The 24,308-nt window shown below is 64.4% G+C and carries 22 protein-coding genes; 14 read left to right on the top strand and 8 right to left on the bottom strand.

Going from position 1 to position 24,308, the window contains the following annotated elements:
* Window positions 1-183 precede the first annotated feature (183 nt).
* From FFS60_RS09520 to FFS60_RS09530, 3 genes are read right to left on the bottom strand one after another with little or no spacing between them, the layout of a single operon-like run.
* A complete protein-coding gene (locus FFS60_RS09520; protein ID WP_028630249.1) occupies window positions 184-1,197 on the bottom strand; it encodes a 4-hydroxythreonine-4-phosphate dehydrogenase PdxA in 1,014 nt (337 codons plus the stop codon).
* Entirely contained in the window at window positions 1,194-2,156 is a 963-nt protein-coding gene (locus FFS60_RS09525; RefSeq protein WP_137821826.1) for an amidohydrolase, read from the bottom strand. Before FFS60_RS09525 ends, FFS60_RS09520 begins: the two co-directional genes overlap by 4 nt.
* Window positions 2,149-3,471 carry an MFS transporter gene (locus FFS60_RS09530; protein ID WP_371926401.1) on the bottom strand — a complete coding sequence of 441 codons (1,323 nt, stop codon included), beginning with the start codon at window positions 3,469-3,471 and terminating at the stop codon, window positions 2,149-2,151. The genes FFS60_RS09525 and FFS60_RS09530 overlap by 8 nt, the downstream gene beginning before the upstream one ends.
* A gap of 314 nt (window positions 3,472-3,785) precedes the next feature.
* Here FFS60_RS09530 and FFS60_RS09535 point away from each other — a divergent pair, with 314 nt between their 5' ends.
* From FFS60_RS09535 to dusA, 7 genes are all read left to right on the top strand, one after another.
* A complete protein-coding gene (locus FFS60_RS09535; RefSeq protein WP_137821828.1) occupies window positions 3,786-4,799 on the top strand; it encodes a tripartite tricarboxylate transporter substrate binding protein in 1,014 nt (337 codons plus the stop codon).
* Between the two features lie 48 nt (window positions 4,800-4,847).
* Window positions 4,848-5,369, top strand: coding sequence for a tripartite tricarboxylate transporter TctB family protein (locus FFS60_RS09540; protein ID WP_137821829.1), 522 nt, complete (start codon window positions 4,848-4,850; stop codon window positions 5,367-5,369).
* Window positions 5,366-6,889: a tripartite tricarboxylate transporter permease gene (locus FFS60_RS09545; RefSeq protein WP_137821830.1), complete on the top strand. Its 1,524-nt coding sequence runs from the start codon at window positions 5,366-5,368 to the stop codon at window positions 6,887-6,889. Before FFS60_RS09540 ends, FFS60_RS09545 begins: the two co-directional genes overlap by 4 nt.
* 158 nt (window positions 6,890-7,047) lie before the next feature.
* Entirely contained in the window at window positions 7,048-7,992 is a 945-nt protein-coding gene (locus FFS60_RS09550; protein ID WP_028630255.1) for a LysR family transcriptional regulator, read from the top strand.
* Window positions 7,993-8,175: 183 nt separating this feature from the next.
* Window positions 8,176-8,745: a TetR/AcrR family transcriptional regulator gene (locus FFS60_RS09555; protein ID WP_137821831.1), complete on the top strand. Its 570-nt coding sequence runs from the start codon at window positions 8,176-8,178 to the stop codon at window positions 8,743-8,745.
* Between the two features lie 309 nt (window positions 8,746-9,054).
* Window positions 9,055-13,032, top strand: a complete 3,978-nt coding sequence (gene putA / locus FFS60_RS09560) for a trifunctional transcriptional regulator/proline dehydrogenase/L-glutamate gamma-semialdehyde dehydrogenase (RefSeq protein ID WP_137821832.1) — start codon at window positions 9,055-9,057, stop codon at window positions 13,030-13,032.
* Between the two features lie 867 nt (window positions 13,033-13,899).
* Entirely contained in the window at window positions 13,900-14,907 is a 1,008-nt protein-coding gene (dusA, locus tag FFS60_RS09565) for a tRNA dihydrouridine(20/20a) synthase DusA (protein WP_137821833.1), read from the top strand.
* Here dusA and FFS60_RS09570 read toward each other — a convergent pair.
* A complete protein-coding gene (locus tag FFS60_RS09570) occupies window positions 14,877-15,263 on the bottom strand; it encodes a hypothetical protein (RefSeq protein ID WP_245586534.1) in 387 nt (128 codons plus the stop codon). The genes dusA and FFS60_RS09570 overlap by 31 nt on opposite strands.
* Before the next feature lie 284 nt (window positions 15,264-15,547).
* On the opposite strand from FFS60_RS09570, the gene tal reads away from it, so the two are divergent.
* The gene (gene tal, locus FFS60_RS09575) at window positions 15,548-16,474 is read left to right on the top strand and encodes a transaldolase (RefSeq protein ID WP_028630456.1); all 927 of its coding nucleotides are present in this window, start codon (window positions 15,548-15,550) and stop codon (window positions 16,472-16,474) included.
* Window positions 16,475-16,538: 64 nt separating this feature from the next.
* Here the strand turns inward: tal and rssC are convergent, their stop codons facing one another.
* Both rssC and rssB read right to left on the bottom strand, forming a co-directional pair.
* Window positions 16,539-17,021, bottom strand: a complete 483-nt coding sequence (gene rssC, locus FFS60_RS09580) for an anti-sigma factor antagonist RssC (protein ID WP_028630457.1) — start codon at window positions 17,019-17,021, stop codon at window positions 16,539-16,541.
* Complete coding sequence (gene rssB / locus FFS60_RS09585) at window positions 17,018-18,202, bottom strand: two-component system response regulator RssB (protein WP_137821834.1); 1,185 nt, start codon at window positions 18,200-18,202, stop codon at window positions 17,018-17,020. The genes rssC and rssB overlap by 4 nt, the downstream gene beginning before the upstream one ends.
* A 216-nt stretch (window positions 18,203-18,418) precedes the next feature.
* Between rssB and FFS60_RS09590 the strand changes: the two genes are divergently transcribed.
* Window positions 18,419-18,718, top strand: a complete 300-nt coding sequence (locus FFS60_RS09590) for a PilZ domain-containing protein (RefSeq protein WP_028630459.1) — start codon at window positions 18,419-18,421, stop codon at window positions 18,716-18,718.
* 74 nt (window positions 18,719-18,792) lie between these two features.
* Here FFS60_RS09590 and FFS60_RS09595 read toward each other — a convergent pair whose 3' ends face one another.
* Entirely contained in the window at window positions 18,793-19,494 is a 702-nt protein-coding gene (locus tag FFS60_RS09595; protein WP_028630460.1) for a VacJ family lipoprotein, read from the bottom strand.
* A gap of 102 nt (window positions 19,495-19,596) precedes the next feature.
* Here FFS60_RS09595 and FFS60_RS09600 point away from each other — a divergent pair, with 102 nt between their 5' ends.
* The 3 genes from FFS60_RS09600 to FFS60_RS09610 all read left to right on the top strand — a co-directional run bounded on the left by FFS60_RS09600 (window position 19,597) and on the right by FFS60_RS09610 (window position 21,208).
* Window positions 19,597-20,016, top strand: coding sequence for a thioesterase family protein (locus FFS60_RS09600; RefSeq protein ID WP_028630461.1), 420 nt, complete (start codon window positions 19,597-19,599; stop codon window positions 20,014-20,016).
* A 55-nt stretch (window positions 20,017-20,071) separates the two neighbouring features.
* Window positions 20,072-20,812 carry an HAD family phosphatase gene (locus FFS60_RS09605; protein ID WP_137821835.1) on the top strand — a complete coding sequence of 247 codons (741 nt, stop codon included), beginning with the start codon at window positions 20,072-20,074 and terminating at the stop codon, window positions 20,810-20,812.
* 132 nt (window positions 20,813-20,944) lie between these two features.
* On the top strand, window positions 20,945-21,208 hold the full coding sequence (locus FFS60_RS09610; protein ID WP_028630463.1) for a DUF4404 family protein: 264 nt from the start codon (window positions 20,945-20,947) through the stop codon (window positions 21,206-21,208).
* 43 nt (window positions 21,209-21,251) lie between these two features.
* Here FFS60_RS09610 and queF read toward each other — a convergent pair whose 3' ends face one another.
* Window positions 21,252-22,085 (bottom strand): NADPH-dependent 7-cyano-7-deazaguanine reductase QueF, encoded by an 834-nt coding sequence (queF, locus tag FFS60_RS09615; RefSeq protein ID WP_137821836.1) that lies wholly within the window; start codon window positions 22,083-22,085, stop codon window positions 21,252-21,254.
* A gap of 164 nt (window positions 22,086-22,249) precedes the next feature.
* Here queF and FFS60_RS09620 point away from each other — a divergent pair, with 164 nt between their 5' ends.
* Together FFS60_RS09620 and FFS60_RS09625 are read left to right on the top strand one after the other, a co-directional pair.
* Window positions 22,250-22,930: a heavy metal response regulator transcription factor gene (locus tag FFS60_RS09620; RefSeq protein ID WP_137821837.1), complete on the top strand. Its 681-nt coding sequence runs from the start codon at window positions 22,250-22,252 to the stop codon at window positions 22,928-22,930.
* Window positions 22,930-24,279: a heavy metal sensor histidine kinase gene (locus FFS60_RS09625; RefSeq protein ID WP_137821838.1), complete on the top strand. Its 1,350-nt coding sequence runs from the start codon at window positions 22,930-22,932 to the stop codon at window positions 24,277-24,279. Before FFS60_RS09620 ends, FFS60_RS09625 begins: the two co-directional genes overlap by 1 nt.
* Window positions 24,280-24,308 lie beyond the last annotated feature (29 nt).

Genomic DNA, 24,308 nt, shown 5'->3' on the forward strand with positions numbered 1-24,308 from the left:
GCCAGCGGGTGGCTTGGCGAATAATCACTTGTGTTCATTCGGTGATAACCACAGGAAATACGTCTAAGCCACGCGACGCCGAGGTGGTTATCGATCCACTGTCGAGCATGCAGCACAAAAACCGCGCTCACCCATTGGGTGGCGCGGTGAAAGCGAGAGAGGGCCTGAGGGTTAGCTAGGGACTCAGCCCCGGGTGCGCCCCATGCGACAGGCGATCTCGAAGGCCTGGCGGGTGGCGCCGACGTTGGCCTTGCCCTGGCCGGCGATGTCGAAGGCGGTGCCATGGGCCGGGGTGGTGATGGGGATGGGCAGGCCGCCCTGCACCGTCACCCCGCGGGAAAAGCCCATCAGCTTGATCGCGATCTGCCCCTGGTCGTGGTACATGGTCACCACCGCGTCGAAGGCCCGCGCATCGCCCTGCACCTTGAGGAAGATGGTGTCGGCCGGGAACGGTCCCTGGGCGTCGATGCCCTGCTCCTGCGCGCGGGCCACCGCCGGGCCGATGATGTCCAGTTCCTCGCGGCCGAAGCTGCCGTTGTCGCCGTTGTGCGGGTTGAGGCCGCAGACGCCGATGCGCGGCTTTTCCAGCCCGCTGCGCTTGAGTGCGGTATCGATCAGGCGAATGGCTTCCACCACCCGGTCCTGATTCATCAGCCCCGGCACGTCGGCCAGGGCCACGTGGGAGGTCACCCGCGACGTCCAGAGGTTGTCCAGCACGTTGAACTCGCAGAACGGTCCCTGGAAGTCGAGATACTCGGCGAACCAGTGCAGCTCGTCGCTGTGGGCCATGCCGGCCATGTGCAGGGAGGTCTTGTTCAGGGGACCGAAGAGGATGGCGTCGGTGGTCTTGTCGGCCGTCAGGCGCAGGGCCACTTCGAGGGTGTCCAGGCTGTAGCGCCCCCCCACCACGCTGGCCTCGCTGCGCGGAAACGGGCCTTTAGCCGCGCCACGGTAGTGATAGAACAGCGGCACCTCATCCGTGAATGCCAGCTCATCCAGGGAGGCGACCGGCCGGTACGGGAACTCGCACCCGGCGATCTGCATGCCCTTGAGCATCTCTGCCTCGTCGGCGATCAGCAGCACATGGGCCTGCCGCCGTACCTCGGGCTCGGCCAGCAGCCGGGCGATCAGTTCCGGGCCGATGCCGGCGGGGTCGCCCAGGACCATGGCGATGCGGGGAAGACGGGGTTGGTTCATGCGGAAGTCCTCATGTCGGTGATGCCCTGCGGCAGGCGGAAAGCCGTGGGCTGGGTACGGTAGATGCGCCGCGCGGTGCCGCAGAACAGTTGCTCCTGGTCGGCATACGGCAGGTCGGCGACGATGCGCTTGAAGCCGCTGTAGATGGTGTCGAACGAGCCGCACAGGCCATCGACGGGGAAATTGCTGGCGAACATGGCCCGCTCCGGCCCGAACATGGCGACGGTCTCGCGGACGATCCAGGCGTTGTCCTCGGCGCACCAGGGGCGCCCGGCAAGGCCGATGCCGGAGATCTTCACCGCGACGTTGGGCAGCTCGGCGAAGCGCGCCATGGCCGCATGCCAGCCGGCCAGCCCGGCCTCGCTGCGGTCCGACGGCAGGCCGGCGTGGTTGAGGATCAGCCGGGTAGCGGGGAAGTCCCGCGCCAGCGCCTCGGCCTCCGGCAGGTTCCACCAGGGGGTCTGCAGGTCGAAGTGCAAGCCGTGTCGACCCAGTTCGGCATAACCCCGGCGCCAGGCCTCGTCGCTCATCAGGCTGCGGCACTGGCCGACCTCTTCGGGGCGCGCCGGGCCGCCCGGCTTGTGGCGCACGCTGCGTACCCGCTCGAAGGCGGCCTGGGCGGCGAGCACCTGGGCGGCGTCCGGGGCATCCAGCCAGGCCTGGGCAACCACCGCATTCGGCGCGCCGTAGCGGGCCGCCACCTCGTGGATGAAGCGGGTTTCGCCGATGGGGTCGCGCGGGTCCCACTCGGTTTCCACGTAGACGGTGGCGACCACCTGGTGCTCACCGGCATCGGCGAGATAGTCCTCCGGGAAGTAGCGGCGCCGGATGGCGCTGTAGTCCCCATAGCGGAACGGGATGGCCTCACCCGACAACCAGGGATGGAAGTTCAGTTGCGGGTCCCAGAAGTGGTGGTGGGCATCGATGATCGGGCCGTCGTAGAGCCTTTGCTCAGGCATCTTTCACCTCGTCGTTGTCCAGGCCGATGAGCAGGGTGCCGGCGACGAACAGGGCCGAGCAGCCGGCGAAGAAGCTGAGCACGCCGGCATAGCCGCCGAAGTATTGGAGGATCACCCCGACCAGGATCGGCACCAGGATGCCGCCGAGGCTGCCGGCCAGGTTCATCACCCCGCCGATCAGGCCGACCCGCGCCGGGGCGGCGAGCAGCGCCGGGAAGCTCCAGTAGAGGCTGCCCCACATGAGGAAGAAGGCGGTCAGGCAGAGCAGCGCCACGGCGGCGTAGGCATCGTGCAGGGTCGGCAGCAGCAGGAAGGCCACCAGTGCCACCAGGCCGGCTACCGCCAGCAGGCCCTTGGCCGCCAGGCCACGGCGCACGCCCTTGCGGATCAGGGTGTCGCAGAGGAAACCGCCGCACAGCGAGCCGAGTGCGCCACAGAGGAAGATGATGAAGGTGGCAGCGCCGATGCCCTTGATGTCGAAGCCCCGGGCCTGGGCCAGGTAGCTGGGCCCCCAGGTCAGCAGGCCGAAGAACACCATGGCCCAGCTGGCGCGCCCCAGCAGCATGCCGGTCAGCGAGCGGGCGGCGATGCCCAGGCCCTTCACCGGCGCCCGTGCCGCCTCGGCGATGGAAGTCACGCGACCGGCGTTGATGCGCTCCAGCTCCGCCTCGTTGACGTCCGGGTGCAGCGCCGGATCGTCGCGCAGGTAGTGCCAGGCCAGCCAGGCCATGGCCAGGGTGGCGATACCGGCGACGAAGAAAGCGATGCGCCAGGACCCGAGCACGGCAATCAGGTAGGCGATGATCAAGCCTCCCAGGGCGACGCCCAACGGACCACCGCAATCCATCAGTACCGCGCCGCGGCTGCGCTCGCTGGGCGCCAGCCAGAGCGAGTTGAGCTTGCCGCCGGACGGGAACAGCGGCGCTTCGGCGGCGCCCAGGGCGACCCGGGCGAACAGCAGCGACAAGCCACCGGTGGCGAAGGCCGCGAGTGTCTGGAACAGCCCCCAGAGACCGGTGGACCAGCCGATCACCCGGCGCGGGCCGTAGCGGTCGATCAGCCAGCCGCCAGGAATCTGCAGCAGCGCATAGGCCCAGAAGAAGCTGCTGAGGATCAGCCCCTGCATGCTGGGCGACAGGTCGAACTCCTTGCCGATCGTGGGCATGGCGATGGACAGGGAAACGCGGTCGATCAGGTTGATCACCGTGAGGGCAAAGATGATCGCGAAGATGCGCCAGCGGACACGGGACGGACGCATTGCCACCGTTTGATCGGTGGAGACAGGTAAAGGGGGCAGTCGGTGCACTGCGCTCATGGCTCTGACCTCGTTCTTATCGTTCTTGTTAGGCATCCCTGCAGTCCTTGGGCGCTGAGGGTGTGGACGAACTATCCCAACCCGGATCAATAACCGTCTAATCAAAAGTCCTCATAGACCTATTCCCTGGGGATATCGCAGGTTCGAACTCGCAAGCGTGAAGGCTTCTCGAAAGCCTGATATGCCAGCCTAGAGCGATGGCGCGCTTAGCGATAACCCCTGGCTATCGCTGTATGCGATTAATTGAGTAGACGCGCTAGCGCCCGCTTCACACACTCGGCCCCACCCATAACAAACACAAGAAGAGGTCCACCATGCGAACTGCTCCCGTTCGTCATATCGCTCGCCTGCTCGCCGGCTGCGCCCTGGTCTGCGCCAGCACCCTCCCCGCCTTCGCTGCTACCTGGCAGCCCGAGAAGAACGTAGAAATCCTGGTCGCTGGCGGCCCCGGCGGCGGCACCGACCAGTTGGGTCGCCTGATCCAGTCGATCATCAGCCAGCACAAGCTGCTGGACGTGAACACCGTGGTAATGAACAAGGGCGGCGGCAACGGCGCCGAAGCCTTCCTCGACATGAAGCTGTCCAAGGGAGAGGCCGAGCGCCTGGTGATCGGCACCAACAACATTTACCTGCTGCCGCTGGTGGCCAAGCTGGGCTACCAGTGGACCGACCTGACCCCGGTGGCTGCGGTGGCCGAGGACGACTTCATCCTCTGGACCTACAAAGACGCGCCCTGGCAGGACGCCAAGGGTTACTACGAACAGATCAAGACGGACCCGGCGAACATGCGCATGGGCGGCAGCCAATCCAAGGACGTGGACCAGACCCTGACCCTGCTGCTGAACCAGACCACCGGTACCAGGCTCACTTACATCCCCTTCAAGAGCGGTAGCGAAGCGGCCACCCAACTGGCCGGCAAGCACATCACATCCAACGTCAACAATCCCAGCGAGAGCCTCAGCCAGTGGCGCGGCGATCAGGTGCAGCCGCTCTGCGTGTTCAGCCAGACGCGCATGGCCTACACCGAGAAAGTCGCCGGTGAGAAATCCTGGGCCGATGTGCCCACCTGCAAGGAGCAGGGCCTGGGCGTCGACCAGTATCGCTTCCCGCGAACGGTATTCATGGCGGGGGATGTCACCCCCGAGCAGCGCGCCTTCTATGTCGAACTGCTGCGCAAGGTCAGCCAGACCCCGGAGTTCAAGTCGTACGTCGAGCGCAATGCGCTGGTGCCGACCTTCCTCGCCGGCGATGAACTGGCCGCCTACATCGAGAAGGACACTGCCCGGGTGACCCCGGTCTTCCAGGAAGCCGGCTGGCTGCGCAAGTGATCCAGCGCGGGCGCCGTCCTGTGCGGCGCCCGCCAGTGGGGTGAAACCATGTCCAGAAACCTTGATTCGTCCGCGCTCGTCGGCACCCGCTGGGTGGAAGCCGGTCTTGCGCTCTTTACAGCCCTGGTCGGCGCCGTGGTCATGTACGGCAGCCATGCCGGCGGCATCGGCTGGGGTGATGCCGGCCCCGAGCCGGGCTACTTCCCCTTCTACATCGGCCTGCTACTGAGCGCCGCCAGCCTGGCCAACCTGGTGCTGGCAATCGCGCGCTGGCGCTCCCTGGCCGAGGCCTTCGTCAGCCGCGGTGCGTTCCGCCAAGTGCTGGCGGTGTTCCTCCCTATCGTCCTCTACGTCGCCTGCATGCCCTTCACCGGCATTTACCTGGCCTCAGCCGGTTTCATCGCCTGGTTCATGTGGCGCGACCGCCAACGCGAGAAGCCCTATGGCTTCCTGACCATCGCAGCGGTTTCCTGTGGCGCGGCGCTTGCCAGCTACCTGGTCTTCGCGCTCTGGTTCAAGGTGCCACTGCAGGCAGGCCCTCTGGCCATGCTGGGAGGGCTGCTGAAATGAGCGAGTTCGACTCCCTGATGCAGGGCATGAACCTGATCCTGACCCCCGGCCATATCGGCCTGATGGTGGTGGGCGTGCTGCTGGGCATTCTGGTCGGCGTCCTGCCCGGCCTCGGCGCACCGAACGGGGTTGCCCTGCTGCTCCCACTGACCTTCACCATGGAGCCGGTGTCGGCGATCATCCTGCTCTCCTGCATGTACTGGGGGGCGCTGTTTGGCGGCTCGATCACCTCGATCCTGTTCAACATCCCAGGCGAGCCCTCATCCGTGGCAACCACCTTCGACGGCTACCCCATGGCCCGCCAGGGCAAGGCCGCCGAGGCATTGACTGCCGCCTTCACCTCGGCGCTGCTGGGTGCGCTGGTCGGCGTGCTGCTGCTGACCTTCCTCTCCACACGCATCGCCGAGTTCGCCATGGCGTTCAGCTCGCCGGAGTTCTTCGCGGTGTACCTGCTGGCGTTCTGCACCTTCATCGGCATGAGCAAGAACCCGCCGCTGAAAACGCTGGTGGCAATGATGATCGGCTTCGCCATGGCCGCGGTCGGCATGGACACCGTGTCCGGTGATCTGCGCCTGACCTTCGACCAACCCTGGCTGCTGTCGGGCATCAGCTTCGAGGTGGCGGTGATCGGGCTGTTCGGTATCGGCGAAATCCTCTGCACGGTGGAGGAAGGCCTGGTCTTCCGTGGCGAGCGGGCACGCATCACGCCCATGGTGATTTTCCGCACCTGGGCCAAGCTGCCGCGCTACTGGTTGACCTGGCTGCGCAGTGCCCTGGTAGGCTGCTGGATGGGCATTACCCCCGGTGGGCCGACTGCGGCCTCCTTCATGAGCTACAGCCTGGCTCGACGTTTCTCGAAGAACCGCGAGAACTTTGGCAAGGGCGAGATCGAAGGTGTGATCGCGCCGGAAACCGCCGACCATTCCGCCGGCACCAGCGCCCTGCTGCCCATGCTGACCTTGGGAATTCCTGGTTCGGCCACCGCTGCGGTGATGCTGGGCGGCCTGATGATCTGGGGCCTGCATCCGGGACCGACGCTGTTCGTCGAGCAGCACGACTTCGTCTGGGGCCTGATCGCCAGCATGTACCTGGGCAACATCGTCAGCCTGATCGTGGTGCTGGCCACCGTGCCTCTGTTCGCCTCGATCCTGCGCATCCCCTTCTCGATCATCGCCCCCATCATCGTCATGGTCTGTGCCATCGGCGCCTACTCGGTGCATAACTCGATGTTCGATGTGGTGTTGATGCTCGGCTTCGGCGCTCTGGGCTATCTGTTCAAGAAGCTCGGCTACCCCATCGCGCCGCTGGTCCTGGCGGCCGTGCTGGGGGACAAGGCCGAGGATGCGTTCCGCCAGTCCATGCTGTTCTCGAACGGCGAGCTTTCCATCTTCTGGTCCAACCCGCTGGTGGGCAGCCTGACCACCGCGGCCTTGCTGATGCTGTTCTGGCCTTTGCTGGCACGCGGTGCCAAGGCCCTGGCCGGGCTGAAATGCGCCAAGGTGCGGCGATCCATGCCGTAGTCCCAGCCGCTCCGTAGGAGCCAGCTTGCTCGCGAAACGCTTTTCGCCAGCAAGCTGGCTCCTGCAGCCCATCCATCGATTCGGTACAACCTTCTCCCCTTGGCAAGGCCTGGCGTTTCTTGTCAGGCTTGCCCCTCTTTCACTGCCGAGCACTGCCCATGTCGCGCATCCCCGAAGCTGCCCTCATCCACAGCCGTCTGCGCCTGCGGCAAATGCGCCTGATGCTGGCCCTGGAAGAGTTTGGCTCGCTGCGCCGCGCCGCCGACGAGATCGGCATGACCCAGCCAGCAGCGACCAAGATGCTCCACGAGGCCGAAGGCCTGCTCGGGGTCGAACTGTTCGAGCGCCTGCCCCGCGGCATGCGTGCCACGGCCTTTGGCGAGACGGTCATCTACTACTCACGGATGGTCTTCGCCGAGCTGTCGGGCATGCGCGAAGAACTGGCCGCCCTGGAATCCGGCAACCTGGGACGAGTGACCGTGGGCGCCATTCCGGCCCTGGCCTCGGGCCTGCTGACCCGTACCATCGCAACCCTGAAGAAGAGCCACCCGCGCCTGTCCATGAGCATCCAGGTGGACACCAGCGACGTCCTGGTCCAGGCCCTGCAGCAAGATCAGTTGGACGTGGTCCTGGGACGCATCCCCACCGGCGCGCGTGCTGACGACCTGTTGTTCGACAGCCTGGGAGAGGAGGAACTGTGCGTGATCGCTGGCGCGCAAAATCCCATCGCCGACGCACAGAGCCTGTCCTGGACCGAGCTTCAAGGCATGACCTGGGTGCTCCAGCAACACCCCAGCCCGATGCGAGCCATCGTCAACCAGGCCTTCCACAACGCCCGCGTGGACATCCCCAGCAGCATTGTCGAAACCACCTCCATCATGACCCTGCTCTCCCTCTTGCAGCAGACTGACATGATCGGTGTCACCCCGCGTTCAGTGGTTGAGGACTATCCCGGCCGCCATCTGCTGGCGGTACTGCCCATCGCCTTCGAACCGCGCCTGCCGCCCTTTGGCCTGATCACCCGCCGCCACCGCATCAAGTCCTCGGCCATGCAAGCCTTCATCAGCGCGGTGAAAGCCGAACAGGCCCAGGTTTCCGGCTGATCGATCACGCCCCTGGCCACTTTGTCGTACGGCTATTGCGCCATCTCCCACGTCGACCAGGAAGCCATGGCATGTGATCGTTCAGCCACGGCACCCGGTTCGGCGCCGTGGCCAATTTCCGCTCGCGCGACAGGGGATGTGAATTACAATCGCAATATCAATCTTCCCCACGAGGTGACCGCCATGCGCTACCCCGAAGACCACAAGGCAGAAACCCACAAACGCATCGTCGCCGAGGCGTCTCGTCGCTTCCGCGCCGACGGTATCGACGCTACCGGCCTGCAACCGCTGATGAAGGCGCTCGGTCTGACCCATGGCGGCTTCTATGCGCACTTCAAATCCAAGGATGCCCTGGTGGAAGAGGCTCTCCAGGCAGCAGCGAATGACGCCAATGCCCAATGGGCCAAGGCGTTCTCCAAGGAACAACCGCTGAAAACCTTCTTCGAGCGCTACCTCTCGCCTCAGCACCGCGCCCACCCCGAGCAGGGTTGCCCGCTGCCGACCATGTCGGCCGAAATGGGCCAGCGCGGCAATGCCAGCCCCATCACCGATGGCGTACTGACCGGCCTGCTGGAACTCATGGAGAAGGAAACCGGCAGCGCAGAACAGAGTCTGGCAATGCTCGCCACCCTGGTGGGTGCGCTGACGCTGGCCCGCAGCGTGGCCAGCGAAGAACTGTCCGACCGCATCCTCGACAGCGCCCGCCAAACCCTCCTCGCCCAGGTCGAGGCTGCACAAGCCGCCAAGGCCTGACTGCACCACCATCCGTCGCCGCCCTCGGCATTCAGCGAGGGCGGCCTATGCTTTCCAGGTAGGGCCAAAACCGGCTGCACCTGGGTTGCACCCTCCCTTGCCAAGCCGGCCACGCCTTGCGAAACGCCCGTATTTTCGAGCCTTCGCACCAATCAGGTGCAACCTTTTCGAGTCATTGAGGCGACCTTTCATCCGCTGATCGTCGCCAGATATACGACCTTTGGTTGCACCAGGTTGCACCCCTTGTAGGACATCGCTAATCTTTGCGCCGCTACTGCCGTACGACCACGGCTGAAAAGAGGACAAGAAATGGCTACGAGCACCACCCTTGGCGTGAAACTGGACGAGGCTACCCGTGATCGTCTCAAGGAAGCTGCGCGCAGGATCGAGCGCACCCCGCATTGGCTGATCAAGCAAGCGATCTTCAGCTACCTCGAGGCCCTGGAAAGCGGCATGACCCTTCCGGAACTCCAAGGCATTGCCCAGCGCCTGGCCGAAGGTGACCACGACGCGCTCGAAGCCCTCCCCGAGCCTACCCACCAGCCGTTCCTCGAATTCGCCGAAAGCATCCTGCCGCAGTCCGTGCTGCGCGCGGCCATTACCGCCGCCTACCGCCGCCCCGAGCAGGAAGCCGTGCCCATGCTGCTGGAGCAGGCCCGCCTGCCCGCCGAGATGGCTGACGCCGCCTACAAGCTGGCCTATGGCATCGCCGAGAAACTGCGCAACCAGAAGAGCGCTGGCGGCCGCGCCGGAATCGTCCAGGGCCTGCTGCAGGAATTCTCCCTGTCCTCCCAGGAAGGCGTGGCGCTGATGTGCCTGGCCGAAGCCCTGCTGCGCATCCCGGACAAGGGCACCCGTGACGCCCTGATCCGCGACAAGATCAGCACCGGCAACTGGCAGCAGCATCTGGGCCAGAGCCCGTCGATGTTCGTCAACGCGGCCTCCTGGGGCCTGCTGATCACCGGCAAGCTGGTATCCACCCACAATGAAGCCGGGCTGTCGTCCTCGCTGAACCGCATCATCGGCAAGAGCGGCGAGCCGGTGATCCGCAAGGGCGTGGACATGGCCATGCGCCTGATGGGCGAGCAGTTCGTCACCGGCGAAACCATTGCCGAGGCCCTGGCCAACGCCACCAACTTCGAAGCCAAGGGCTTCCGCTACTCCTACGACATGCTCGGCGAAGCCGCGCTGACCGAGGAAGACGCCCAGCGCTACTACGCCTCTTACGAGCAGGCCATCCACGCTATCGGCAAGGCTTCCCACGGCCGCGGCATCTACGAAGGTCCGGGCATCTCAATCAAGCTCTCCGCCCTGCACCCGCGCTACAGCCGCGCCCAGTACGAGCGCATGATGGGTGAGCTGTACCCGCGCCTGCTGTCGCTGACCCTGCTGGCCAAGCAGTACGACATCGGCCTGAACATCGACGCCGAAGAAGCCGACCGCCTGGAAATCTCCCTCGACCTGCTCGAGCGTCTCTGCTTCGAGCCGAGCCTGAAGGGCTGGAACGGCATCGGCTTCGTCATCCAGGCCTACCAGAAGCGCTGCCCGTACGTGATCGACTACGTGATCGATCTCGCCCGCCGCAGCCAGCACCGCCTGATGATCCGCCTGGTGAAAGGCGCCTACTGGGACAGCGAGATCAAGCGCGCCCAGGTCGATGGCCTGGAAGGCTTCCCGGTCTACAGCCGCAAGGTCTACACCGACGTTTCCTACATCGCCTGCGCACGCAAGCTGCTGGGCGTGCCGGAAGTCATCTATCCGCAGTTCGCCACCCACAACGCCCACACCCTGTCGGCCATCTACCAGATCGCCGGCCAGAACTACTACCCGGGCCAGTACGAGTTCCAGTGCCTGCACGGCATGGGTGAACCGCTGTACGAGCAAGTGGTGGGCAAGATCGCCGACGGCAAGCTGAACCGACCGTGCCGCATCTACGCACCGGTCGGCACCCATGAAACCCTGCTGGCCTACCTGGTCCGCCGCCTGCTTGAAAACGGCGCCAACACCTCGTTCGTCAACCGCATCGCCGACCACAGCATCTCCATCAAAGAACTGGTGGAAGATCCGGTTGCCAGCGCCGAGGCCATGGCCAGTGTCGAAGGCGCCCTGGGCCTCCCGCACCCGCGCATCCCGCAGCCCAAGGCCCTGTACGGCGACGCCCGAGTCAACTCCAGTGGCATCGACATGGCCAACGAACACCGCCTGGCGTCCCTGTCCAGCGCCCTGCTGAGCAGCGGCCACGCCGACTGGCGCGCCCAGCCGATACTCGGCTGCCCAACCAGCGAAGGCCCGAGCGAGCCCGTGCTGAACCCGGCGGATCACCGCGACGTGGTCGGCCACGTGCAGAACGCCACCACCGCTGACGTCGGCAATGCCGTGCTGGCCTCCATCACCGCCGCACCGATCTGGCAATCCACCCCGCCGGTGGAGCGCGCCGCCGCCCTGGATCGCGCCGCCGACCTGATGGAAGCCGAGATGCAGCCGCTGATGGGCATTCTCGTCCGCGAAGCTGGCAAGACCTTCAACAACGCCATCGCCGAAGTGCGCGAGGCCGTGGACTTCCTGCGCTATTACGCCGCCCAGGCCCGCCACGACTTCGCCAACGACACGCACCGCCCGCTGGGCCCGGTGGTGTGCATCAGCCCGTGGAACTTCCCCCTGGCGATCTTCGCCGGCCAAGTGGCCGCTGCCCTGGCCGCCGGCAACACCGTGCTGGCCAAGCCCGCCGAACAGACCCCGCTGATTGCCGCCCAGGCCGTGCGCATCCTGCTCCAGGCCGGCATTCCGGAAGGCGTGGTGCAACTGCTGCCAGGCCTCGGCCACACCGTGGGCGCCGCCCTGGTGAGCGATGAGCGCGTGAAAGGCGTGATGTTCACCGGCTCCACCGAAGTGGCTGGCATCCTCGCCCGCAACGTCGCCGGCCGCCTGGACGCCCAAGGCCGTCCGATCCCGCTGATCGCCGAGACCGGCGGCCAGAACGCCATGATCGTCGACTCCTCGGCCCTGGCCGAGCAGGTGGTGACCGACGTGATCGCTTCCGCCTTCGACAGCGCCGGCCAGCGCTGCTCCGCCCTGCGCGTGCTGTGCGTGCAGGAAGACGTGGCCGACCGTGTGGTGGAGATGCTCAAGGGCGCCATGGCCGAGTGCCGCATCGGCAACCCCGAGCACCTGAACGTGGATATCGGCCCAGTCATCGACGCTGAGGCCAAGGCCAACATCGACAAGCACGTCCAGGCCATGCGCAGCAAAGGCCGCAGCGTGTTCCAGATCGCCCGCACCGAGGGTGATGTGATGCAGCGCGGCACCTTCGTGATGCCGACCCTGATCGAACTGGACAGCCTCGCCGACCTGGAACGCGAAATCTTCGGCCCCGTGCTGCACCTGCTTCGTTACAAGCGCGAGGACATGGACGCCCTGCTCGACCAGATCAACGGCACCGGTTACGGCCTGACCCTGGGCGTGCACACCCGCATCGACGAAACCATCGCCAAGGTGGTGGACAAGGCCCACGCCGGTAACCTTTACGTCAACCGCAACATGGTCGGCGCCGTGGTCGGCGTGCAGCCCTTCGGTGGCGAAGGCCTGTCCGGTACCGGCCCGAAAGCCGGCGGCCCGCTGTACATGTACCGCCTGCTGGCCACCCGCCCGGTCGACGGCGTCAGCCGCACCTTCCAACGCCTGGATGGCCAAAGCGTCGCCGACACCCAGCAGCGCACCACCCTGCAGGAACGTCAGGGCAAGCCCCTGGAAGCCCTCAAGGCCTGGGCCGCGAAGAACGGCAAGGACAGCCTGGCGAGCCTCTGCGACAGCTTCGCCGAGCAGTCCCAGAGCGGCCTGACCCGCGTCCTGCCTGGCCCGACTGGCGAGCGCAACACCTACGTGCTGCTGCCGCGCGAGACCGTACTCTGCCTGGCGGACGACGAAACCGACCTGCTCGTCCAACTGGCGGGCGCTCTGGCCGTTGGCAGCAGCGCGCTCTGGGCCACCAGCGAACTGACCGGCAAGCTGCGCGGCGCCCTGCCGAAAGCAGTGCAGGCACGCATCCAGCTGGTTGCGGACTGGAGCCAGCCCGAAGTCGTCTTCGATGCCGTGCTGCACCACGGTGACTCCGATCAACTGAGCGCCATCTGCCAGCAGGTCGCTTCCCGCAAGGGTCCCATCATCGGCGTCCAGGGCCTGTCCCAGGGCGAGACCGCGATCCCGCTGGAGCGCCTGCTGATCGAACGCGCCATCAGCGTCAACACCGCCGCTGCTGGCGGCAACGCCAGCCTGATGACCATCGGCTGACACCCCGTCGCGCCCTCGGGAGCGACATTGTTCCACCCCGGCACCCGCTCACAAGGCAGGTGCCGGTCGCAACACCGGAGGCCTTGCCTCCAGGCGGACCACCCTTACCGGGGCGGCCCCGCCCACTCTTCTCTTCGACGGTTGGCCATCATTCACTGACGGCAAAGGGGGCACGCCACAAGCGTGCCCCCTTCTTTTTTGGTTCTTCGCGGAGTCTTGAGGAAGATCGATTTGCGGGTTAGCTTGCAATCGCCACCCCCCCCCGATCCCCGCTGCCGTCGCGCATCCTATTGATCTTGCCCAACTCTGACCAAGCGACGCGGTTGATGCATGTCGCCCATTCGCCGACAGCACTCTGCCGACTGAACTCGAGCCCCAAGCTGACCAAGCGCCCAAATGCAGTCGCTATCGATTGAACCATGGGCGCCGACTGCGCCGGGTGCGTGATCGGAGTTTGTTGGATCAACGCGCTCTGCTACAGGTGCCAGTGCGCCGCATCGATTGCCTGCGTTGTAGGCGGGTGACCGAGCGGATCGACTGACCGATCATTCGCCGCACCTTGGACTCCTTGCGTTTGGCGCGTTCCAGACCCCGGGCGCGGCCAGTTCGGACCCACGTCGCAGCAGACAGACGCGGGCCGTCTGCTTGAAATCGAAGGATTGGGTTTCCTGATAGACTATGCGCCCTTGCCGGCGCAGCCTGATTTGAGCGGTGTATTTCACCTCTCCGTTCTTGTTCTTTCGCCGCGTGATCGCGCCCATGCTTTCCTGCAGTGCTAAATCCCATGAACCCAGTGCTAAAAATCAGCACCAGGTCTGCCGAGATGGCCGGAAAGGGGTCAAAACAGGTTCAAATCAGACGTTTCCGATGACCGCTCTAAACGCTCCCCAGCCCACCACGCGCCCTGCCCTTTCCCGCCGCTTCTCCGTGGCGCCGATGATGGACTGGACGGACCGACATTGCCGTTTCTTCCTGCGCCAGCTATCGCAGCATGCCCTGCTCTACACAGAGATGGTGACCACGGGAGCGTTGTTGCGTGGTGACCATGAGCGCTTCCTGCGCCACGACGAGGCGGAGCATCCGTTGGCGCTGCAGCTCGGTGGCAGCGTGCCAGCAGAACTGGCGGCCTGCGCGAAGATGGCGCAGGCGGCAGGCTACGATGAGGTGAACCTGAACGTCGGCTGCCCCAGCGACCGGGTGCAGAACAACATGATCGGCGCCTGTCTGATGGGCCATCCAGCCCTGGTGGCCGACTGCGTCAAGGCGATGCTGGATGCGGTGGAGATTCCGGTGACGGTTAAACACCGCATCGGTATCAATGGCCGGGACAGCTACGAGGAACTCTGCGACTTCGTGGGCCAAGTGCGTGAAGCCGGCTGCCGCAGCTTCACCGTGCATGCGCGCATCGCCATCCTGGAAGGCCTTTCGCCCAAGGAGAATCGCGAGGTTCCACCGCTGCGCTATGACGTGGCAGCACAGTTGAAACGGGACTTCCCGGATCTGGAGCTGATCCTCAACGGCGGCATCAAGACCCTCGACGAATGCCGTGAGCACCTGAAGATTTTCGATGGTGTGATGCTGGGTCGCGAGGCGTACCACAACCCCTACCTTCTCGCTGAGGTGGACGCCGACCTGTTTGGCTGTGCCGGTCCGCAGATCAGCCGCACCGAAGCCCTCCAAGCCATGCGCCCCTATATCGAGCGCCATATTCAGGACGGTGGCGTGATGCATCACATCACCCGCCATATGCTCGGCCTGGCCCAGGGCTTTCCCGGCGCCCGACGCTTCCGCCAATTGTTGTCGGTCGACGTGCACAAGGTCGCCGACCCACTGGCGTTGCTGGATCAGGCTGCGGAGCTGCTGCGCGGCCGCTGAGTGGAAATCGACGCTTCCCAGGCCGGCGCCAGGCGAAAACGACTGGCCCCCTGGGCGACCACCAGGCCGCGATCCACCATGCGCCCCAGTACCTGGCGCACGCTGACCAGCGACAGCGGCTCGCCCGCCTCCACCAGGCGCTCATGAAGAACGCGACTGGGAATGTCGCTGCCTTCCTGCGAAGCGAGGCAGAGTATTTCCAGCACTTTGAGACGCGGCATGCTGGTCTTCATCCCTGCCTGCTGCAGCATCTGGCGCAACTGGCGGTGATCCAGGTTCAGGAGGCTTCGCTCCTCCCTCAGGCCCATAGGCTGCGGGACGACCGGCTTGGCTCGGAGCAACGCATCTACTCGCATCAGGATCTCCTTGTTGATCAAAGGCTTGCATGGCGCAAAGCCTCGGGCCGAATCTCCTGCCGGCCTGTGTCCCGATTTTCTCGGGCTCTCATAGAAGAAGACGGACGAGCGAGAAAAAACCGCAATAAGAATGTGAAATATTTTTCCCTGGGGAACCTGCTCCCCTCTTTTCCGGGTCTGTTGAGCTGGGCAGGCCGATGGCCTGTAAAAAGCCCTTACGCCCCCGTTGAGCAGCCCCGGCAGCTCGGGTAAGGTCAGATCATCCGCCACGACAAGGTTTCGCCATGACCGCCAAGCTGGACCAACTCAAGCAGTACACCACTGTCGTCGCCGACACCGGCGACCTCGACGCGATTGCGCGCCTGAAGCCGGTCGACGCCACCACCAACCCTTCCCTGCTGCTGAAAGCTGCCGCCATGCCGCGCTATGCCGAGTTGCTCGACAGCGCCATGGACGGCGCCGGCAATGACCTGGGCCTGGCCTGCGACCGTTTCGGTGTGGCCGTCGGCCAGGAAATTCTCAAGGTGATACCGGGGCGCATTTCCACCGAGGTGGATGCCCGCCTATCCTTCGACACCGATGCCACCCTGCGTCGCGCCGAGCGCCTGATGGGTCTCTACGAAGAGGCCGGTATCGGTCGTGAGCGTGTACTGATCAAGATCGCCTCCACTTGGGAAGGCATTCGTGCCGCCGAACAGCTGGAGCGCGCAGGCATCCAGACCAACCTGACCCTACTGTTCAACTTCGCCCAGGCGGCGGCCTGCGCTGATGCCGGTGTGTTCCTGATCTCGCCCTTCGTCGGCCGCATCTACGACTGGTACAAGAAAGCCGAAGGCCGCGACTTCGTAGGCAGCGAAGACCCTGGCGTGCAGTCTGTCTCGCGCATCTACCGCTACTACAAGGCCAATGGTTATCGGACCGTGGTGATGGGCGCCAGCTTCCGCAACCTGGGGCAGATCGAGGCACTCGCCGGCTGTGACCGACTGACCATCAGCCCGGAGCTGCTGCAGAAGCTGGCTGACGATCAGGGGGCTCTGGATCGCAGCCTGGCTCCAGGAAGCGACGCCGAAGCTCGCGTCGTGCTGGACGAAATAGCCTTCCGCTGGCAGCTGAACGAGGATGCCATGGCCACCGAGAAGCTGGCCGAAGGCATTCGCCTGTTTGCTCGCGACCAGGAAAAGCTGGAAGCCCTGCTCGCCTCCCGCCGCTGAAACGCGAACGCGCGCAGCCGTTACGGGCTGCGCGCGTTTTTATTTGCGGAGAAGTAACGACCGATCAGTGGCGCTCGAGTGCGCTGACCAGGTCGTGGAATGCTTCGCGATTGGACTGATTGAGTCCCATGAGGATTCGGTGGGCTTCCAGCACCTTGGTGCGGACCACTTCCTCCGTCTGATCCTGCGGCGGCAGGTCTTCCAGGCATTCCGGGCAAGGTATTGGCGTCCCGACGATATTGAACACCTGGTCGAATCCCATCGACTGCAGCAGCCGCGTGATATCGGGGTGGGTGGTCACTACCGTGGGCAACAGGCCCACCTTCTGCCGCGAAAGGATCGACAGCTTGGCCAGAAGCCCCAGGGTGGTGCTGTCGATGCTCTGGGTTTCGGTCAGGTCGATCACGATCGCCGAGAAATTCAGCGCCGAAAAGATCTTTTCAATGGTCGCATCCAGGGCCGAACACAGGGTCAGGCGGATTTCCCCGACGAACTTCAGGACGAACGTCCCATCCTGCTCGGCAAACTGGATTTTACCGGTACTCATGCAAGGTTCCTGCTCAACACCAGCAAGGCGATATCATCCGGCATCTCGCCCAAGCTGGCCAGTCCAAATACTTGTCGCAAGCCATCCAGACTGCCACCTGCCTCACATACCATCTCTGGCAGCGCGGCTTCCTTATCTTTGAGGGTATCCCCGGGCAAAAGGTCCAGGATCCCATCGGAGAGCAAGGTCAGGCTGAAGGACGACGGTAGATCGATGACCCGATCATCATAGCTCGCCTCTTCGAACAACCCCACCGGCAGGCCCTTACCGGTCAAGTAGGAGGCCTTGCCCTCGCTATAGAGCACCGGCAGCGGCAAATGCCCACCAATGCTGTACGTCAGTTGGCCGCGCTCCTCGTCGATCACGCCACCGAGCATAGTCACGTGCTTGCCCAGCTTGGTATTGATCAGGCCGCGGTTGATGTGTCCAAGCACCTCGGAAGGTCTGAACTCAGGCAGCATGCCATTGCGCCGGGACTCATAGAGCAGGCGCGTTGTCATGAATTTGAGCAGAACGGTCACGAAGGCCGAGGACGCGCCGTGGCCGGAAACGTCCGCCAGGTAGAAGGCAACCCGACGGTCGTCCACACGGAAGTAGTCGACGAAGTCCCCCGAGAGGTACAGCGACGGGATGATCTGGTGGGCGAAACGCAGGCCGTCCACTTCCCAGGGCGTCACCGGTAGCATGTTCATCTGCACCTGGCGCCCGGCGTTCTGGTCTTCCTGCAGCAGGTGCAGGCTGGCTTGCAGCTCCCGGTTGGCGGATTCCAGCTTTTCCCGGTAGCGGCGGTTTTCGAGACGCAGTGCCGCGCGATCGAGCGCGCGACGCACCGAATGCTCGAGAACGGCCAGGTCTTCCAGGGGCTTGATCAGGTAATCCGCCGCGCCCAGGCGCAAGGCTTCGACAGCATCGCTCATGACGCCGGCGCCGGAGACCACCAATACAGGGGTTTCTGATTCCAATTCGGAAATGCGGCGGATCAGTTCCAGGCCATCGACCTGAGGCATGCGCAGGTCGCAGATCACCAGATCCGGGCGCTCCTGCTCGAAAACCTGCAGCCCTTGCAGGCCGTTACTGGCCTGCCGAACGCTGAATCCACTGTCTTCCAGATAGGCCGCGAGGCTTGCGCGCACTACCTCGTCGTCATCAATAATCAGCAGCTTGGCACTGGGATTGTGCATGGAGTATCCAGGCAAACGGCGCCAGGGATGGGTTGTTGTAGCACCCGACCTAAGGCCCGAGCACGAGTACGGGGGTTCGCTTTACGGCGCAGACGGTACTCCCATCCGCAGGGCGATTCAAGCTTGCGCCGCGAGTCGAACTCTGCCTTTACACCTGAAATCGCTGGAAGTTATAAGGGGTTCGGCCCCACTCCATGACGACAAGAGGATCAGCGCGTGAGCCTGGACGACCGCAACTACAGCGAGAAGCGCGACTTCATCCGGATGCAGGTGCAGACAAAAGCCATCCTGGAGCACGCCGGCCAGCAGTACCCTGCCCTTTGCCTGGACCTTTCCAGCACAGGCATGCAGCTCGAAGTGAACGCCAAACTGGCCGTTGGCGAGCGCGTTCGCGTGCTCATCCCTTCCGAGCACAGCGCGCTCAAGGGCCTGGAAGCCGACACCGAAGTGGTACGGATCGGCGAGAATGCAAACGGCAATCAAACCCTCGGTCTGGCCATAATCAGCATGCGCTAGGCGTAAAACCCGGAAACGAAAAAGGCGACCCTGAGGTCGCCTTTCTTCATGGTGCCGAGATAGGACCAGCAGACTTAGAAGTCGTCCTCTACCTCGCCATCCTTCACCTTGAACTCACGGTTCTGCAGGTAAGCATTGCGGATGAAGATGTACTTGTCACCAGTGATCAGCTTCTCCGCGGACAGCAGGCTGGCGCGCGTGTCCACGACATCGACCGCACGAGTCACGTTACGGGTCGGCACGTGATCGATGTAGGGATAGGGTTCGAGAAAGGCATCCGGAATCTTGCCGCCGGCGTCTCGTACCGTGCTCGGGCCGAGGAACGGGATCACCAGATAGGGACCGCTGCCCAGGCCCCAGTAGCCGAGGGTCTGGCCGAAGTCTTCGTCGTTGCGCTGCAGGCCCATGTGGGTGGCCACATCGAAGAAGCCGAGCAGGCCGAAGGTGGTGTTGAATACCAGCCGGCCGGTGTCGACACCGGCATTGTGGAACTTGGCCTGGAATAGATCGTTGGCCAGGTTGCCGACATCTCCGACGTTGTTGAAGACATTGTGAATGCCGTCTTCGAGGAATTGCGGAGTCACCGCCTGGTAACCCTGGGCGATAGGCTTCAGCGCGTAAGTGTCGAGGGTGTCGTTGAAGCGGAACATCGCACGGTTGAAGCCCTCCCAGGGGTCATCCTCAGCGGCGCTGGCAGAGACGGGTAGTACCGCCAGGGTAACGCAGGCCAGTACACGGCCCAGACGATCGAGCCACCGAGTACCGATCAATCGCATTGCAGACTCTCCTTGAGAAAAGTAGTGTGGCGGCCCGCCGCCCAGTCAGGGCGCGCAGTATAAGGCCATCGCCCGTATTGGGCAGCATAGCGGACTGCCAGCATGCCGAAAAAAACCTTGCTTCATGTTGCACACATCCCCGTTCGCTGGGGCGATATGGACAGCTACGGTCACGTCAACAACACCCTGTACATCCAGTATCTGGAAGAAGCGCGGGTCGCCTGGTTCGAGAAACTCGGGATCGCCATGAACAACGTGCCCCAGGGTCCGGTGGTACTGCAAACGCTGCACACCTACCTCAAGCCCGTGGTGCATCCGGCTACCGTGGTCATCGAACTCCATGCCGGCACCGTGGGCAACAGCAGCCTGGTGGTGGAGCACCGCCTGAGCACCCTTGAAGACCCGTCCACCCTTTACGGTGAAGGCCATTGCAAGCTGGTCTGGATCGACCACGCCACAGACAGATCGGTACCGGTGCCTGATGATCTGCGCCTGGCGATGGGGGCTGGCCAGCGGCAGTAACTTCGCTGTCATCCAGGGCGGTTAGTCTGCGCCAGACCTCGTCAGGATGACGCTGATGCCCCAGAGCCAACCGCCCGCCTTCACCGCCCTCCTCTTCGGCCTTTCCGGCTGCCTGGTGGACTTCGGTGCCCGCACCTTGCCGCTGGCACTAGCCCGGTTGTTGCCGGACTGTCCGGCACCGCGCCTGGCCGAAGCCGCCTCCCTGCCCCTGCACGCCGCCCTCGACCACGCACTGGGCTCCCCGGCCAGCGACGAACTGCTCCAGGCGCTCCATCAACAGTTGCTGGACGCTGCCAGCGAACACGCCGAAGCCGTCACCAACCTCGATGAGCTGGCCAACCTGGTGAGTAGCACCCAGGTTCCCTGTGCCTGGCTCGACGACCTGCCCACCCCAGCCAGTTGGCGCCTGGCCACCCCTCTGCCCGCCTGGCTGAGGGGTAGTGAAATCAACGGAGCGCGTCCCTGGCCGGCGCCGGACAGCTGCTGGCAAGCCCTGGCAGGACTTGGGGTTTCACACCTGGAAGGCTGCGTGCTGATCAGCGCCAATCCGCGCCTGCTGCTGGCCGGGCTGAATGCCGGACTCTGGACCATTGGCCTTGCCACCAGCGGCCCCCTATGTGGGTTGGCACCGGCGGACTGGCAGGCGCTGGACGGTGCCGAGCGCGATCGACTGCGCGCCGCCGCCACCCTGGAGCTGTACCGCCTGGGCGCCCATTCGGTGATCGACCACCTGGGTGAGCTCGCCCCCTGCCTGGCAGACCTCGCCTACCGCCGCGACAAGGGCGAGAAGCCCTGAATGCGGAATTTGTATTTCAGGCTTGATCCGAGTCAGGCAGGCCTGTCCCGCCTGGATTAATCTCTAAGGCATGAGGGACCTTTGCCCCAGTGGCCAGGTCAACTCCTGAGACATTCGCAAAGGGAGAAAGACATGCCTGAACGCCTGCAGCAGCAACTGCAACAACTGCGCGACCAGCTGGCCGACGAACCGCCGCTGGATGCGGAGGAACGCGCATCGCTGATCGAGTTGATGCAGGAAATCGAACTGCGCCTGGCTCGCGACGCTGCCATGGCGCCAGATGCAACCCTGGTGGACGGGGTCAACCTGGCCATCGAGCGCTTCGAAACCCGTCATCCCACCCTCGCCGGAACCTTGCGCAACATCATGCAAAGCCTGGCGAATATGGGCATCTAGTCCGCCTCAGATGAAAAACCCCGACTTCGAGTCGGGGTTTTCGCTACTGCCGCACCAGCCGGCGATTATCGGCCTGCACCGCGTGGGTGCTGCGGTACGGGTTGATGTCCAGCCCGCCGCGACGCACGTAACGCGCATACACGGTCAGCAACTCCGGCGCGAGCAGCCTCTTGAGGTCGAGGAAAATCCGCTCCACGCACTGCTCATGGAAGTCGGCATGTTGGCGAAAGCTCACCAGGTAGGCCAGGAAGCTCGCGTGATCCAGCCGATTCGCCCCGCGATACGCGACGACTACAGTGCCCCAGTCCGGCTGGCCGGTAACCGGGCAGTTGGATTTCAGCAAATGGCTGTGAAGCGTCTCCTCCACCGTCTGCCCGGCTTCGGCGCGCAGCAGTTCGGGCTGCGGATGCTCATAGCTCCCGATGGTGACATCCAGCTCATCAATGCAGATGCCTGGCAGGCTGGCGACACCCTCGGCTTCCGCCGCTGTCAGGCTGCGTACGCGCACCGCGACCGGAGCACCGGCTGCGGCACTCAGGTCCCGAGCCAACACCTGCTCCAATTCAGCCGCACTGGCATAGACAGACTGGTTCAGCGAATTGAGGTAAAGCTTGAAAGACTTGGATTCGATGATGCTCGGCGAATCGGCCGGAATGGCGAATTCACCGATCGCGACCACCGGCTTGCCGGACGGCGTGAGCCAGGACAGCTCATAGCAGTTCCAGAAATCCACGCCCTGATACGGCAGGGTTGCGGCAGTCAGGCCCAGCTCATTCCACTTGGTCACGCGGGAGATGGGAAACAGCAACTCGGGGCTGTAGGAACTGACGTACTCGCTGGATTTGCCCAGTGGCGAATGTTCGGCGGGGTGATGCATGAGCGGGTGAACCTGAAAGTGCGGGAATCGCGCAATTGTATACAGTCGGACGGCTGCTGAAAAATCTGCGGCACCAACGGCGTCGCTGCATTACAACTTTGTCAGCTTGCCCTGCCCGGCTGGCGAGCACGGTATAAAGCAGCAGACCAAGCCATGAGCCCACCATGAAGCTATTGATAGTCGAAGACGAACCCAAGACCGGCCAGTTCCTGCGCCAGGGCGTGATCGAAGCCGGTCTGGCTGCCGACCTCGTCACCAATGGCCTGGAAGGCCGAGATCTGGCCCTGACCGGCCGCTACGACCTGATCATCCTGGACGTGATGCTCCCCGGCCTCGACGGCTGGCAAGTGCTGCGCAGCCTGCGCCTGGCAGACCTGCAGACACCGGTGCTGCTCCTCACCGCACGGGATGCCGTGGAGGAACGCGTCCATGGCCTGGAACTGGGGGCAGACGATTACCTGATCAAACCCTTCGCCTTCGCCGAACTCCTTGCCCGCGTGCGCACCTTGTTGCGCCGCGGTGCCACCGCGCCCCAGGAAACCAGCCTGGAACTTGCCGACCTGCGCATGGACCTGCTGAGCCGGAAAGTCGAGCGCAGCGGCCGTCGCATCGACCTCACCACCAAGGAGTTCGCCCTGCTGGAATTCCTCCTGCGACGTCAGGGCGAGGTGCTGCCCAAGACGCTGATCGCCGAAAAGGTCTGGGACATACATTTCGACAGCGAAACCAATGTCATCGAAGTTGCCGTTCGCCGCTTGCGAGCCAAGCTGGACGACGACTTCCCCACCCAGCTGATCCATACCGTGCGCGGCATGGGCTACGTGCTGGAGGCTCGGGAAGGCTGATGCGCGGACTCTCCCTCACAACCCGACTGGGTCTGCTGTTCGCCGCCTGCACAGCCACCGTGTCGCTGATCGCCGGAGTATTGTTCAACCGCGCCAGCGAAGCGCACTTCATCGAACTCGACCAGCAACTGCTGGATAGCCGCCTGAGAGCCTTCCGCGCCCTGGTCATTGATGTGGACAGCCCCGCTGACTTGGTGCCTCGTCTGGACGCCCTGCAATCCGAGCTACGCCTGCACCCGGACTTGGCCCTGCGCCTTGAGGGTCACGACAGCAGTTACTGGTTCAACAGTGCCGAGGGCTTGCGTGCGCCGGGTCGCGACGGGCTGCATGACTGGCAGCAGGATGGCACCGACTACCGGGTCTACAGCGCACGGTTGCGACCGGATGACCCGGATTCGCCACGTCTCTCGCTGGCCCTGGACATTACGCACCACCAGCACTTCCTCGAACGCATGCAGCGGCTGATCTGGCTCACCGTCGGACTCTCCGCCCTGGCCACTGCCCTGTTGGGCGCCTGGGCAGCGCGCAGTGGCCTGCGCCCCCTGCATCGCATGGCCGAAGTGGCTGCCGGGGTATCCGCCAGTTCACTGACCGCCCGCCTGCCCGACGATCAGGTTCCCCCGGAGCTGGTGGAACTGGTGCGCGCAATCAATGCCATGCTGGCCCGGCTGGATGATGCCTTCCAGCGGCTCTCGGCCTTCTCGGCCGACATCGCCCACGAGTTGCGCACGCCGCTGTCCAACCTGCTGACCCAGACCCAGGTGATCCTCAGCCAGGATCGCGCGACGGACGAGTACCGCGAAGCCCTGCATTCCAACCTGGAAGAGCTGCAGCGCCTGGCGCAGATGGTGGGTGACATGCTGTTCCTGGCCAAGGCCGAACACGGCCTGCTGCCTGCCCGACGCGAGCCCCTGGAGCTGGCCGACGAACTGGATGCCCTGTTGGACTACTTCAGCCCCCTGGCCGAGGACCGCCAGATCGCCATGAGTCGTAGCGGCGACGCCCGATTCAGCGCTGACCGCAGCATGCTGCGTCGCGCGCTATCCAACCTGCTGGACAACGCCCTGCGCTTCACGCCGGAAGGCGGTCGCATCGAAGTGAACCTGACCAGAGACGCCCGCAGCCTGCAGCTGACAGTGGCCAACAGCGGTCCAGACATCCCCGCCGAACTGCTGCCACGGTTGTTCGATCGATTCTTCCGCGCCGACCCCGCCCGCCGCGAGGGCCGCGAACATGCCGGCCTGGGCCTGGCCATCACCCGCTCCATCGTTCGCGCCCACGGCGGCGATATCCGCTGCGAATCCGCCAACGGCCGGACATGCTTCACCCTGGAGTTTCCCACCCCCTGAAACGCAGAAGGCGCACCATCTGGCGCGCC

The sequence above is a fragment of the Pseudomonas sp. D(2018) genome (assembly GCF_005502555.1).
In the GTDB taxonomy this organism is placed as follows: domain Bacteria; phylum Pseudomonadota; class Gammaproteobacteria; order Pseudomonadales; family Pseudomonadaceae; genus Metapseudomonas; species Metapseudomonas resinovorans.